General features: G+C 49.2%; 12 protein-coding genes. 1 reads left to right on the forward strand and 11 read right to left on the reverse strand.

Annotated elements, in window-relative coordinates:
• Positions 1-3 precede the first annotated feature (3 nt).
• On the reverse strand, positions 4-615 hold the full coding sequence (locus BLA28_RS03675) for a DUF2975 domain-containing protein (protein WP_069156058.1): 612 nt from the start codon (positions 613-615) through the stop codon (positions 4-6).
• 762 nt (positions 616-1,377) lie between these two features.
• On the opposite strand from BLA28_RS03675, the gene BLA28_RS03680 reads away from it, so the two are divergent.
• Positions 1,378-3,108, forward strand: coding sequence for an ABC-ATPase domain-containing protein (locus BLA28_RS03680; protein ID WP_069156059.1), 1,731 nt, complete (start codon positions 1,378-1,380; stop codon positions 3,106-3,108).
• A gap of 171 nt (positions 3,109-3,279) precedes the next feature.
• Here BLA28_RS03680 and BLA28_RS03685 read toward each other — a convergent pair whose 3' ends face one another.
• From BLA28_RS03685 to BLA28_RS03730, 10 genes are all read right to left on the reverse strand, one after another.
• A complete protein-coding gene (locus BLA28_RS03685) occupies positions 3,280-3,717 on the reverse strand; it encodes a GNAT family N-acetyltransferase (RefSeq protein ID WP_009251372.1) in 438 nt (145 codons plus the stop codon).
• The gene (locus tag BLA28_RS03690; RefSeq protein ID WP_069156060.1) at positions 3,717-4,874 is read right to left on the reverse strand and encodes a glycosyltransferase; all 1,158 of its coding nucleotides are present in this window, start codon (positions 4,872-4,874) and stop codon (positions 3,717-3,719) included. Before BLA28_RS03690 ends, BLA28_RS03685 begins: the two co-directional genes overlap by 1 nt.
• Positions 4,871-5,989 (reverse strand): glycosyltransferase family 1 protein, encoded by a 1,119-nt coding sequence (locus BLA28_RS03695; RefSeq protein WP_069156061.1) that lies wholly within the window; start codon positions 5,987-5,989, stop codon positions 4,871-4,873. The genes BLA28_RS03690 and BLA28_RS03695 overlap by 4 nt, the downstream gene beginning before the upstream one ends.
• Positions 5,986-6,753 carry a DUF2334 domain-containing protein gene (locus BLA28_RS03700; RefSeq protein WP_071698888.1) on the reverse strand — a complete coding sequence of 256 codons (768 nt, stop codon included), beginning with the start codon at positions 6,751-6,753 and terminating at the stop codon, positions 5,986-5,988. The genes BLA28_RS03695 and BLA28_RS03700 overlap by 4 nt, the downstream gene beginning before the upstream one ends.
• Positions 6,750-7,670, reverse strand: coding sequence for a methionyl-tRNA formyltransferase (locus BLA28_RS03705; RefSeq protein ID WP_069156063.1), 921 nt, complete (start codon positions 7,668-7,670; stop codon positions 6,750-6,752). Before BLA28_RS03705 ends, BLA28_RS03700 begins: the two co-directional genes overlap by 4 nt.
• Before the next feature lie 420 nt (positions 7,671-8,090).
• Positions 8,091-9,068 (reverse strand): SDR family oxidoreductase, encoded by a 978-nt coding sequence (locus BLA28_RS03710; protein WP_009251377.1) that lies wholly within the window; start codon positions 9,066-9,068, stop codon positions 8,091-8,093.
• 47 nt (positions 9,069-9,115) lie between these two features.
• Positions 9,116-10,432: a nucleotide sugar dehydrogenase gene (locus tag BLA28_RS03715; RefSeq protein ID WP_016359999.1), complete on the reverse strand. Its 1,317-nt coding sequence runs from the start codon at positions 10,430-10,432 to the stop codon at positions 9,116-9,118.
• A 91-nt stretch (positions 10,433-10,523) separates the two neighbouring features.
• Positions 10,524-11,639: a glycosyltransferase family 4 protein gene (locus BLA28_RS03720; protein ID WP_069156064.1), complete on the reverse strand. Its 1,116-nt coding sequence runs from the start codon at positions 11,637-11,639 to the stop codon at positions 10,524-10,526.
• Positions 11,640-11,697: 58 nt separating this feature from the next.
• Positions 11,698-12,681, reverse strand: a complete 984-nt coding sequence (locus BLA28_RS03725; RefSeq protein WP_069156065.1) for an ATP-grasp domain-containing protein — start codon at positions 12,679-12,681, stop codon at positions 11,698-11,700.
• Entirely contained in the window at positions 12,678-13,310 is a 633-nt protein-coding gene (locus BLA28_RS03730) for a sugar transferase (RefSeq protein WP_009251381.1), read from the reverse strand. Before BLA28_RS03730 ends, BLA28_RS03725 begins: the two co-directional genes overlap by 4 nt.
• Positions 13,311-13,351: the final 41 nt, after the last annotated feature.

Consider the following 13,351-nt stretch of genomic DNA (forward strand, 5'->3'; position numbering starts at 1 on the left):
CCCTCATAATGTCTGATCCGCTTCCGCCTGAAGCTCACACCCTGTTTCAAACACATTTCCAATCAGCAGGACAAGAAAGCCAACACAAATCCATGAACCATTAAAAAAAGGATTATCAACATAGTATGTATGAAAACCGATCTCCGTAACTCCCGCCTGGAAAATTCCCTTCTGCAGAAATCCTATCAACAGAAGAATCTGCCCGATACGCCTGATATCCTTAGCCGTCTCCGGCAAAAACGGCGATCGCTCCCGCGCTATCCTCCTCAACGCCCTTCTCCCATACAGCAAAAGCACCAGTACCGGCAGATCCATCGCCAAACTTCCCATAACCGACACAGCAAGAACCAGACTCTTACCGCTCACCGGCTGCACATATCCCGGATAATAATCATGTCCCAGCTTCATATGTCCTACAAAAGGAAAATCATACCTGTATTCATACCCATTGAATTCAACATTTATATCTTCCTGCGGCGTCCTCGCCACATAAACTGAATTCACCACCCCAATTACTATTTTCAGCACATAAAATAAAATCATGGCATACATAATTACCATACATACCAGATAATTTCTCCGCCCCTTTCCATTCAGATACTTCGTATCACCCATCCCTGTCCCTCCTGCAATCCTTCTCTTATTATTAATACACATTCCGGGCATACCATCTATTATCAATATAACACACCACTATATCCAGCGCAATATAATTTTTAACGATAATCATTAAATATTTATCTAATTTCATTAGTGTTTATTATTCAGCATCTGTTTATGGAGTATCTGTTTGTGCATCTGTTTGTGAGGGCATCTGTTTTTGAAGTGGCATCGGTTTTAACATCTGTTTTTATGGCGGCATCTGTTTTTATCCTTACCTTTTTTTGTTTCTTCTGTTTCTTTTTTTATTCTGTTTTCTTTACCATGTACTCCCCATTCGTTTATTCTTTATTTGGGCCAACTTTGATTCAGACTATTTATCCCTAAATATACTCAAATGTCTTCATTTACTCCATAACCTTCCTGATTTTCTGGAATCCGTGCAGTGTTCCTGGCCGTCAGGTGCCCCCGGCGCTTTGGTTCCGGGCAAGGGAAAGATCTCGGAGGCAGATCCTTTCTGCGTCATGCAGATGAGACCGGGCAGATGGGACAGCCCCACCTGTCCCATCTGCCGCCCTCGGGCTCATCGGAATGTCCGGCGCAGTCCGGATCTGCCTCCGAGACCTTTCCCTTGCCCGGAACCAAAGCGCCGGGGGCACATGCCGGCCAGGAACACTGCACGGATTCCAGAAAATCTCGCCTCCCCCCCTTTGCACTCCCCCGCCACCTGTGATAAAGTAAAAACAACACATTTTTTACAGAAAGGATCTGATCACCATGAAAAATGCAGAAGACCTGCGCCGTGCACTCCGCGCCATCGATCATAAAAGCTATCCCGCCTATAAAGACCTCAAGGGAAGCTATTCCTTCGGGAACTTTGTTTTATCCATCGACCATGTACAGGGAGATCCCTTTGCCTCTCCATCCCGCCTGAGCATCCTTGTTGACGGAAAAACAGCAGGCTTCCCCGGCTCCCTCTTCGATACCAGGTACAAACGGGTGGCCCTCCAGGATTACCTCAACCGCCTTTTTTACCAGGAAATCGAAAAGTACACCTTTAAAGCCAAAGGCTCCGGCAAGAGCGGCCTTATCAGCGTCAGCCGGTGCGGTCAGGAAATTCTGGAACGCTCGGCCGTGACCATCCATCCGGAAAACGGAGGCCTTCATATCCGCCTTGCCGCAGGCTTTCCTGCAAACGGAAGGACTATCAACGCCTCCCAGCTGGAACGGATTCTTTTTGACTTTCTCCCGGCCTGTGTGCAGACTGTCTGCTTTTATAAAAAGCTTTCTCCCGCAGGTGTCCGTAAGGTGATAGACCTGGCAGAAGATCAGCATGCGATCCGTACCCGGCTTCCTGAGCTGGATCTGTGCGCTTTTGTGGCTAACGGTTCCATCCTGCCCAGACAGTCGGGCGTATCGGACAGGCCCATGAGAGATGGGATCCCTTTTACCTCTCCTGCCTCCATGGAAGTCACTCTCGATCTTCCTCACCACGGCCCGATCACGGGAATGGGCATCCGAAAAGGCATCACCCTTATTGTAGGCGGAGGCTACCACGGCAAATCCACACTGCTGGAAGCCTTAGAGCTGGGGGTTTATAATCATATCGCCGGAGACGGCAGAGAATATGTGATCACGGATGACAGCGCGCTGAAAATCCGTGCGGAAGACGGCAGAAGCATTAAAAAAACAGATATTTCCATGTTTATCAACAATCTGCCGAACGGCAAAGACACCAAAGCCTTTTATACGGAAGATGCCAGCGGCAGCACCTCCCAGGCAGCCAACGTCATCGAAGGAATGGAGAGCGGCACTTCCCTTTTCCTCATCGATGAAGACACCTGTGCCACTAATTTTATGATCCGGGACGAACTGATGCAGCGGGTGGTATGCCGTGAGGAAGAACCCATCACTCCTTTTATTGAAAGAGCCCGTTTTCTCTATGAAGTATGCGGTATCTCTTCCGTCATTGTCGCAGGAAGCTCCGGCTCCTATTTTCATATAGCCGATGCCATTATCCAGATGGATCGCTATGTCCCAAAAGATATTACCGCCTTTGCCAAAAAAGAAGCTGAACTCTATGCGGCCCGGAATCCGGAAAGCCCGGAAGCAGGAATGCCCCAGCTTCTTCCTGATCCGGAACTGCCTTCCTTCCGCCGTGCCCCCGGCTATAATCCGGCTCTCCGAAAAGATGATCGCCTGAAAACAAAAGTACACGGCAGGGAGAATATCCAGCTGGGCCGGGAAGACATTGACCTGCGGTATCTGGAACAGCTTGCTGATTCGGAACAGACTGCCGCCCTCTCCTTTATGTTGGCTCTGGCTGAAAAAAATCTCTTTAACGGACAAACCACCATGAAGGCCCTGGTGGATTCTCTGCTGTCACTCATAGAGAAAAAGGGACTTGAGGCTCTGTCCGGTTCGGGTTATCTCCCCACAGACCTTGCCGTTCCCAGAAGGCAGGAAATTTTTGCCTGCTTCAATCGGTACCGGGGTTTAAAGTTATAAGTTAAACAGACAAGAGAACCTTCCATTCTCTGCCCGTGGGAACACATCTTTTTATCATAACTGTCAGATATACCGGGAATCAAAAATTCCCTATTCAAAAAGAAACATTCCGGATAACTTTTTCTCAAAGTTTTTCCGGAATGTTTCTTTATTGAAAACTTCTATGTAATATCACAGCCACTGTATAAAAGCCGTCTTATCCTTACAGTTATACCCGGCCTTCTTATAAAACTCCAGCGTTCCTTCATCCTTTGCACCGGTAAGGAGCATCATTTTATAACAGCCGGCAGCTTCCGCCATGGATTTGGCATAGTCCAGGCAGGCGGCGGCCAGCCCTCTTTTCCGGTAATCACTGTGGGTAACCACATTTTCTATAAAAGCATATGGCCTTCCCTTCCTTGTCAGGTTAGGAATTATTACGCAGACACAGGATGAAACAAGCTTCCCCTCTTCTTCCGCCACGATAATATGATGATTGGGATCCGCCATAATCTGCTCCCATGCCGACGACAGAGGTTCCATATCCTCAGGCAGCGCCTTTTCATGAAGAAACAGATACAGGGACAGCAGTTCCTGTAATTCCCATTCTTTTACTTCCCTAATCACCATTACATTTCCTCCGCCATTTCACGCAGCTTCCCGGCATAAGCCTCATTTGAGAAACCGGCAGCCCTTTCCAGGGACGCTTTTTTGTATTTCTCATACAGAATCGTACTGTCGAGCAGACGCATCATCTGCTGTGCCAGACGCTCTTCCTCCGGTGTAATCAGCGACGCGTCCAGATTTTTTTCCGTATCCAGGTTAGGAATCAGAATGCCATAATCTCCGTCTATATACTCCTCTTTTCCCACATAAGCCTTGAAATCATCCATAAGAATCTCGGCAGGGCCGGTCATACAGTTGGTGGAAATCACCGGTTTCCCCAAAGCCATCGCTTCCACAAGTACGTTGGGAAATCCTTCATTTAAAGAGGTCATCACATAGATGCTTCCCAGATTCAGCCAGGGGAACGGATTTTTTTTCACCCCCGGAAAACTTACCGCGCCCGAAATCTTCAAGTCCTCAGCCAGCTTCCAATATTCCTGAAAATCACCCTCGCCTACAATCAGCAATCTTGCCTCCGGCTTCTTTTTATAAAGCAGCGCAAAGCTTTTCAGCAGGTGCCAGAAGCCTTTTACATCATCCTGACGCCCCATGGATACGATCACACTGCCGCAGTCCTGGAAGGGCATGCGTTCCTCTTCCTGAGCAGTCTTTTCCTGTTCCTCCCTGATATCAAAAGGATTATAGAGAGTAACGGTCTTCGTACATTGGAATTTTTCCCGGATTTCCTCTTCGATTACACGGGAACAGCAGACAATCTTATCCGATCGGGAGCAGAAAAGCTTCAGCAGCCTGGGATTCCCCATGTCCATATAGCTGCGTACCCCGCACCATGTTTTTCCTGATGACCGGGAGAACACATTGACCAGATTGGCCGTAGGCCCGAAGCTGTACGCAATATCGACACCCAATTCCTTTTTCAGGCTGCTCACCTTCCGGCTTCTGCGGAACACATTACGGATTTTACGCAGTTTTCCGTCCTCCGCCCCCATATGCAGATCAATAACCCGGAGTCCCCGGATATCATAAGCAATATCCCGGGAGCTGAAAATCACAATATACACCTCATAAAAAGGCTCCAGCAGACGGGCCGTGGCTACACAGACCCGTTCGAAGCCGCCCTGGTGCAGCATAGGTACGATGAGCATTATTTTTTTCTTCATTGGCAATTCTCCTGCAGATAAATCTTTTCCAGCATCTTTACCTGATCCGATACATCAAAGCCCGCAGCCTTAATGGCCTGCGTCATCTGATTTCTGACATACTCTTTTCTTTCCAGTACATTTGCAGCCCACGCACCGGCCCCCAGTGAAAGCGGTTCCGCCTGGGCCAGCTCCGTAATCAGCACCTCCGGCGTCACACTGTCCGACACCAGACATCTGAGGCCGCTTGCCTGAGCCTCGATCACCGTCCCCGGAAGGCCTTCAAAGACAGAAGGGAAAACAAAAAAATCCATGGCCTGGTAATAATCACTGACATCGGCCTGATTCCCGGTAAAAATCACTTTATCCGCCAGCCCCAAAGCCGCCGCTTTTTCTTTTATCATATCCTGCAGGCCCCCTTCTCCCACCAGCAGCAGCATAGACGAGGGAAGCTTCTTATTCACCTGCTCAAATACATCCAAAAGAAACGTATGGTTCTTCATATGCCCGAAGCGCCCCACATGCCCGATAACAAAAGCATCCTGCGGGATCTGAAGCTGAAGCCGCATTTTATCACGAATCTCTTCCCTATAGGCAAAAGCCGCCGCATCAATGGCATTAGGCACCGTACGAACCAGTCCCGCCCGTGCCATCTTCTCCCCAAACACCGCCTCTCCGGCCAGTTTGGAACAGGTCAGGCAAAGATCCGCCTTTTTCCCCAGATTCCGGCGCAGGAATCTGGTTATCCTTCCCTTCATTCCCGGATCCACGCCGGCGCTTCTTGCATGGGCTATCGTAAGAGGCACACCCGCCTTTTTGGCAACCGGCAGATAGATGGATGCCGTGCTTGTCATATGGCCATGTACAGCCCGGTATCCCGGATGCTCCCTGAAAAAATCCTTCCAGGCCTTCCTGTAAGATACCCAGTTCACCACCCGGAATCTGGGCACACGATACACATGGCCGCCCAGCCGCTCTATCTCCTCGTCAAAAAAACCCCTCTCTTCCGTATGGACACAGAAATCAAACTGTATTTTATCCCGGTCCATATGACGGTAGCTGTCCATAACCCGGCTTTCCGCCCCTCCCAGGTTGGTTCCTCCCAGAACCTGAAGCACTCTTATTGGTTCCTTCACCGGCCATTCCCTCCGTTTCCATGGCGCAGCCCAATCAGCTTTGCCAAGATCCGTTTTGCGCTCGCCTGCAGATATTCTGCAAGATTTCCTGCAAATCCACGCTTTTCTCCCGGAATTTCCATAAATTCCTTATAAGAAATGAATTTTTCCGGATACTCTGCAAGCATTCTTTCATACCACCCGATTTCCGAAGCATTCATTCCATTGGCATGAATCACCAGCGTCGTATAGCCCTGCTTCCCCCGGAAACAATCCTTTTTCCTGCTGGAAACAGGCAGAAAAGTAAGCCCCTCCCGACAATACGGCTTCTTACCGAATCCGTCTGTCAGAAAAGAAAAACCGCACTCCTTCAGCGCCTTTAACGTATTTTTATCAAACGTATGCCCCGGAGCCATAAAAATATCCGTATAAATCCCCCGCTCTTCCAGCTTTTTCTTCCCGCAGGAAATCATACTCCTCTGCTGTTCCAATGGCACTCCCGCATACTCCGAAAAACAATTCAAAGGAAAAAGCCCGCCCTTACGGGTCGTATACTGATGATAACAGCCATGCTGCGCGATCATCCACCCCTCCCCCTGAAGCTCCTTCAGATATTCCCAGAAATCCTCACGCGGCTCCATAATCCGCAGACCATCATCCCGGTTATCCGGAACCACCCCAATCAGCGGACAAATATGATACCTATCAAACAAAGCCTTCAAAGCCAGGAAATTATCCCAATTCATATCCGGCGTAATATCATCCATACGGATTGCTATTTTCATTCCAGCATGTCCCCCGCACACAGCTTCCGCCCGCACTCATACTCCTCAATCAAAAGCGACCCGTCCACCGTACGCACAATCAGCTTCCCGTCAATTATATCAACAATTTCCCCCGGCGCATACCCGGAAAAATCCAGCATCTCATCAAAAGGATGTGCACTCCACACCGTAACCCGCTCTTCCCCACAGAAACAGAAAGCCCCCGGAAAAGGCCTGCTCACCCCTCTCACCAGATTATAAATATCCCGCGTCCTCCCATGAAAATCAATCTTCCCGTCCGCCGCCGTACGTTTATTATACCACCCGCCAAAATCCTTCGACTCACGCCTGATCACAATATTCCCATCCCCATAAGCCTCCAAAAGCCTGCGAATCAATCTCTTGGACACAAGAATATTCTTATACTGCAAAGTCCGTATCGTATCATGCGCATTAATCGAAAACATCTCATTAGCAAACACATTAGGACTGTCCGGATCCGCATCATACTGAAACAAATTCAGCACAAACCTCGTATCCCCGTTAATCACCGACCAATTAAGCGGCGACCTCCCCCTCCCGAAAGGAAGATACCCACAGCTCCCATGAAACCCAAAAATCCCATACCGGAACCGATCCAGCACCCCCTGAGGAATCAGCCTCTGCCACCCCATCGAAATCCCGATCTCAAACGTATTCTCCTCAAAAAACCGCACCGTATCCTCATCCTTCAGCCCATAAGACCGCGTTTCAAACACAGGAATCCCGAACCGCTCCGTCAGATACCCCAGCCCCTGATACCCCGAAACCTCATTCCCCGAAAGAACATCCGGATGAATCGTCACCACCAAATCCACAGCACATATATTCTCCTGAACAAAAGACACTATCTCCCCCGTAGTATCCTTCACCCCAAATATAACCACCTTATAATCCATTCCCGTCTCTCCTTCCCATTCACATCTCTCTCTTCTCTTTTCCCTTCCCCCGCCCCAGTCTCTTCTCTCCTTCCACCTCTTCCCAAAAATGGAAGCCTGCCACAACCCTCAGGGGCCTGTGTCTGTCCGCCAGGTTTTTTCTCCCGCCGGGCATTCTGCCGCTGACTGCCGGTGTGTGCAGCCGGGCCCGCCGCATGGTATGATCCTTTGCAGACGCATCTTATACCATGGAGATGAGACCGAAAAAGTGGAAGGCACTCCTAACACTTTTTTGCTTCGGGCTCATCGCAATGCCCGGTATAACTGCGCCTGCAAAGGATCATACCATGCGGCGGGCCCGGCTGCACACACCGGCAGTCAGCGGCAGAATACCCTGGCGGGAGAAAAAACCTGGCGGACAGACACAGGCCCCGTCCGTCCTTACTTCAGGTTTTCCTTATACCAATCGATTGCCAGCTTGATTCCTGACGCAAAGTCATAGTCCGGGTCATAACCCAGATTTTCTCTTGCTTTCGTGATATCCGCATTGGAATCCCGGACATCCCCTCTTCTCGGAGGCCCGAAATTAGGCTCCATTTCCTTGCCCAGCGCTTTGCACAGATCGTAATAAATATCTATAAGAAATTCTCTTCCGCCGGATCCGATATTATAGGCTTCTCCGGCAGCATCCCCGGAAGCCAGGCAGGCTTTCAGGTTCGCTTCGATAACGTTGTCGATATAAGTAAAGTCACGGGACTGCTTTCCGTCCCCGTTGATGGTGGGAACCTCATCATGAAGCAGCTGCTTTAAAAACTTGGGAATAACGGCCGCATACATGCCGTCCGGATTCTGTCTGCGTCCGAATACGTTAAAATAACGCAGTCCGTAGGTATCCAGATCATACAGCTTCTTATACAGCTTTCCATATTCCTCATTCGTCCGCTTGGTAAGAGCATAAGGAGAAAGGACCTCCCCCTCGATTCCTTCCTTTTTGGGAAGGGCGGGATGATCGCCGTATACGGATGAGCTGGAAGCATAGACAAATTTCTTCACGCCGCTTTCTCTGGCCGCTTCCATCATATTCAGAGTTCCGCCGATGTTATTCTGCTCATAGAAAATGGGCATTTCAATACTCCGGGGAACGCTGCCCCAGGCCGCCTGGTTCAGCACATAATCCACACCGTCGCAGGCACGCCTGCAGGTTTCCAGATCCTTGATATCTCCTTTAATAAAGGTATATCCCGGCCTGTCCAGGAACATTTCCACGTTTTCCTGCTTTCCGGTAGATAAATCATCCAGGCATCTCACCTGATAGCCCATATCCAGAATCGCTTCACACAGATTGGAACCGATGAATCCTGCTCCGCCTGTTACAAGAAATACACTGTCTTTGTCAAACTGTAAATTTTTATAGCCCATGTTAACTCTCCTTATGATAAAACATTTAATTCTATACGAACTGTTGCTTACAATCTCCAGTACATATATTCCTCCGTCATATAATCACGACGGTTCAGAATTCCCTTGATATCAACCAGTACCTTTTTTTCATGGGCCTGATTAAAGAAGCCTGCTATCTCTTCCTTGGACAGATGGCTGAATTCCTCATGCGCTACGGCAATGACCAATGCATCCAGATCCTTAACTGCCTCTCTGCCCGCAAGCTTCACGCCATACAGCCTTTCCGCTTCCTGTGCATCCGCCGTCTCATCCACAATCACCGGCTCGATGCCGTATTCCCGCAGTTCCTTTACAATATCGATCACCTTGGTGTTTCTGGTATCCGGACAGTTCTCCTTGAAGGTGAAGCCCAGAATCGCCACCCTGGCAGTCTTAACCGCAATATCAGCCTTAATCAGGTTCTTTACCACATTTTCCGCCACATATCTGCCCATATCGTCATTAATCCGGCGTCCGGACAGAATGATCTGGGAATGATACCCCAGCTCCTCTGCCTTATACGTAAGATAATAAGGGTCAACTCCGATGCAGTGGCCTCCTACAAGGCCCGGGAAAAAGTTCAGAAAATTCCATTTGGTGCCTGCCGCCTCAAGAACAGACTTCGTATCAATCCCAAGCTTGTTGAAAATAATGGAGAGTTCATTCATAAACGCAATATTAATATCTCTCTGGCTGTTTTCAATTACCTTGGCCGCCTCCGCCACTTTAATGGAATCAGCCCTGTATACTCCGGCTTCCACCACAAGCTCATATACCTTTGCTATAGTATCCAGCGTCTCTTCGTCCATCCCGGAAACAATCTTCACAATCGTTTCCAGTCGGTGAACCTTGTCGCCGGGGTTAATACGTTCCGGAGAATAGCCTACTTTGAAATCCACGCCGCATGTTAAACCCGATTCCTTTTCCATAATCGGAACGCAGATGTCCTCGGTCACTCCGGGATATACCGTGGATTCAAATACTACAATACTTCCCTTCACCAGATTGCGCCCTACGGTACGGCTCGCGCCCTCAACCGGACGTAAATCCGGCGTATGATCATCATTCACCGGTGTGGGTACCGCAACGATATGGAATTTCGCTTCCTTCAGTTTGGTTTCATCCGCTGTGAACTCCACATTTGCCTGCTTGATCACATCGTCTCCCACCTCTCTGGTAGGATCATAGCCCGCTTTATACTGCTCTACCTTCTGCGCATTCAAATCATAGCCGATAACATTGATTTTCCTGCCGAAGGCTACCGCAATGGGCATTCCCACATAGCCGAGGCCTACAAGAGAAAGCTTTTCTTCTCCGTTCACAAGTTTTTCATATAATCCCATCTGTGTCCTCCTAAACCCGAATCTGTTTCATTCGTATCTGTCTTTTTTATGGATAAATGCCGGAAACAACAATAGCCGCTTCCGGCAAAACTTACCTGTTCTGCTGTATGCGGGAGATCTCTTCCAGATATGCGGCTACCACAAAGTTCCTGTCGAACTTTTCCTCCACATATTTCCTTCCCTGAAGCCCCATTTCTTTTCTTTCCTCATAAGACATGGCAAGGAATCGTTCCGCCGCTTCCGCAAGGCTGCCGCTGTCCTGGGCCTGAAAGCTCAGCCCGCTCACCCCTTCCGAAAACGTATCAAGACATCCTTCCACAGCGCTTGCAAGCACCGGCCGCGCCGTCGCCGCCGCCTCAAGGAGCACATTGGACATTCCCTCATGATAAGAAGGATGGATAACCGCCTGGCATTCCTTCAGAAATACGGGAACATCGTCCCGGTATCCATAATGCATAAGGATTCCTTTTTCCTGAAGCTCCTTCACCCTCGGCTCATACACATCCCTGGTTTCCTCTTCATAGGCTCCCAGAATCTGAAACAGGGTTTCCGGATGCTTCTCATGGACCGTCTGTGCCGCCGCCATCAACTCCTCGATTCCCTTATCCTTCATCAGGCGCATAACAGACACAAAACGGATTTGCCCGCTATCCCCCGGATACTCCTCCGGCCTGTGTTCCGTGAGGTTCACTCCGGAACCCGGAATCACCCGCACCTTCCCTGAAGCACATTTCTTTTGAACCATAAAATCCCGGTTCCCTTTATTCTGGAAAAAGACACAGCCGGCTTTTTTCAAAGCGGTTCTGTACATAAGGATAATCATTTTCTGCAGAAGCCCGCCGTTTTCCAGCGTAGTCCCCAGCCCCGTAACATTTACCAGATAGGGGGTTCCTGTCAGCCTCGCCGCCAGGCCGCCGTAAATATTCGGTTTAATGGTATAAGTCAGCACCGCCAGCGGACGGTATTCTTTCATCAGCCTCCGGTAGAAAAGCATCAGCTTCATGTCCTTGACAGGATTCATCCCCCGCCGTTCAAAGGAGGTGGGTATATATTCACAGCCCAACGCTTTTATCTTGTCCACATAGCCAGTATCCGGCACGGAAACCGCCACACGGAAGCCTTTTTCCAGCAGCGCCTTCAGAACCTCCTTACGGAAATCGTAAAGCCCGGAATCGCTGTTGGATAATATCAATAGGGAAGAAGCCATTGCTTTCTCCTTGTCTTTCCTCAGTCGCCGCCGTTCAGTCAAACCCGAACGATCGCCTTCAGTCTTTCGAATTATCATTCATTCTGCGTATCATAATTTCATTGTATTTCATCATGCAGATATTTTCTTCATAAGCGCCGATTGCTTCCTCGTTGGCCGTCCCTTCCAGATTACGTATGATCTGCGCGGGCACATTCACTCCGCAGGCATAGGCATGGGGATATCCGCCGCCGAAACGGGGATTCACCTCGGAAATATAGTACTTACCGTTCACCTTGAAAATATCTATGTCAATAATACCACAAAATCCTATTGTTTCAACGAAATCTTTTATCAGGCCAAACAGCTGCCCGTCTTTGACGGATACCGATTTGTCCGTCTCTCCGGCGCGCATCTTGATTTTTTCCTTTACAAATATGGAGGTTACCTTGCCGGAAATCATATCAATATAGACATCCGCGCCGTATTCCGTACCATCCATAAATTCCTGTATCATCATATCATCATTCAGCCTGCATAAAAGCTCGGCCTCTTCCCTGCAGGAAACCTTGTTGATATTGATGCTCGCGCTTCCTCTGGCCGGCTTTATAAAAACCGGATAATGCATTTCTCCATCCTCCACCGCCTTTTCAAAGGCTGCAGGATCCATAAAACAGCGGGCGGCCGGGAATCCCAGCTCCGTCAGCTTAAGGTACATCTGATATTTATCAAAAGAAAGAGCCACCGCTTCCGGAGAAGAAATGATGGGAGTGGTTCCCACCGCAAGAAATTCCTCCCGGTGTTCCGCAAGAAGTGTCAGTTCCGGGTCAATGAGAGAAAAAACGCCTGTAATTTCCTTTTCCCGGCAGATATCCAGAATGGTTTCCAGATATCCCGGCTCCGTCATGCGCGGGACTAAAATCGCTTCATCCGCCTCGTAAACAGCCGGTGCCAGTTCACTGCAGTCCGTGGCATAAACCTTTCCTCTGCCCGCCAGTTCTTTCCTGAAATACTGTACCACCTTGTTCCTGGTTCCGGCGCTTAAAATCAATATATTAATCATACCTGTGCCTCCTGCCTTTTTTTCCGGATTTCCGCCAGATTCCCTTCGGAAACCGAGGTGTCCTCTGCCACCTCATCCCTGGCAAAAACCACGGTTACCGTTTTTACCAGGACCTTAATATCCATGGCAAAGGAAAGATTTTTCACATATTCCACATCTTTGGAAAGCCTGCTGTCCCAGTCCAGGAAATTCCTGCCTGAAACCTGGGCAAGCCCCGTCAGTCCGGGCCTTACCGTATGACGCAGCCTTTCTTCTTCCGTATACCAGGGCAGATAAGACACCAGTAGCGGCCGGGGGCCGATGATGCTCATATCCCCTTTCCAGATGTTAAACAGCTCCGGCAGTTCATCCAGACTCGTGGCCCGGAGCAGCTTTCCGAATTTGGTCAGCCTGTCCGCATCCGGCAGAAGATTTCCCTTTTCATCTCTTTTATCCGTCATCGTGCGGAATTTGCACAGGGTAAATATTTTTTCATTCCTGCCGGGACGTTCCTGATGGAAAAGCACAGGACTGCCAAGCTTGATTCTCACAAGGATGGCTACCACCAGAAGCACCGGGCTTAATATAACAATGGCAAGGGTAGATAGCAGTAAATCCAGAAATCTTTTTCCAAACTTTTTATAAAACATGCCGACCTCTTTTCCTGTAACAATTCAGACTTGTCTGAACT

The organism is Eisenbergiella tayi (assembly GCF_001881565.1).
GTDB lineage: Bacteria > Bacillota > Clostridia > Lachnospirales > Lachnospiraceae > Eisenbergiella > Eisenbergiella tayi.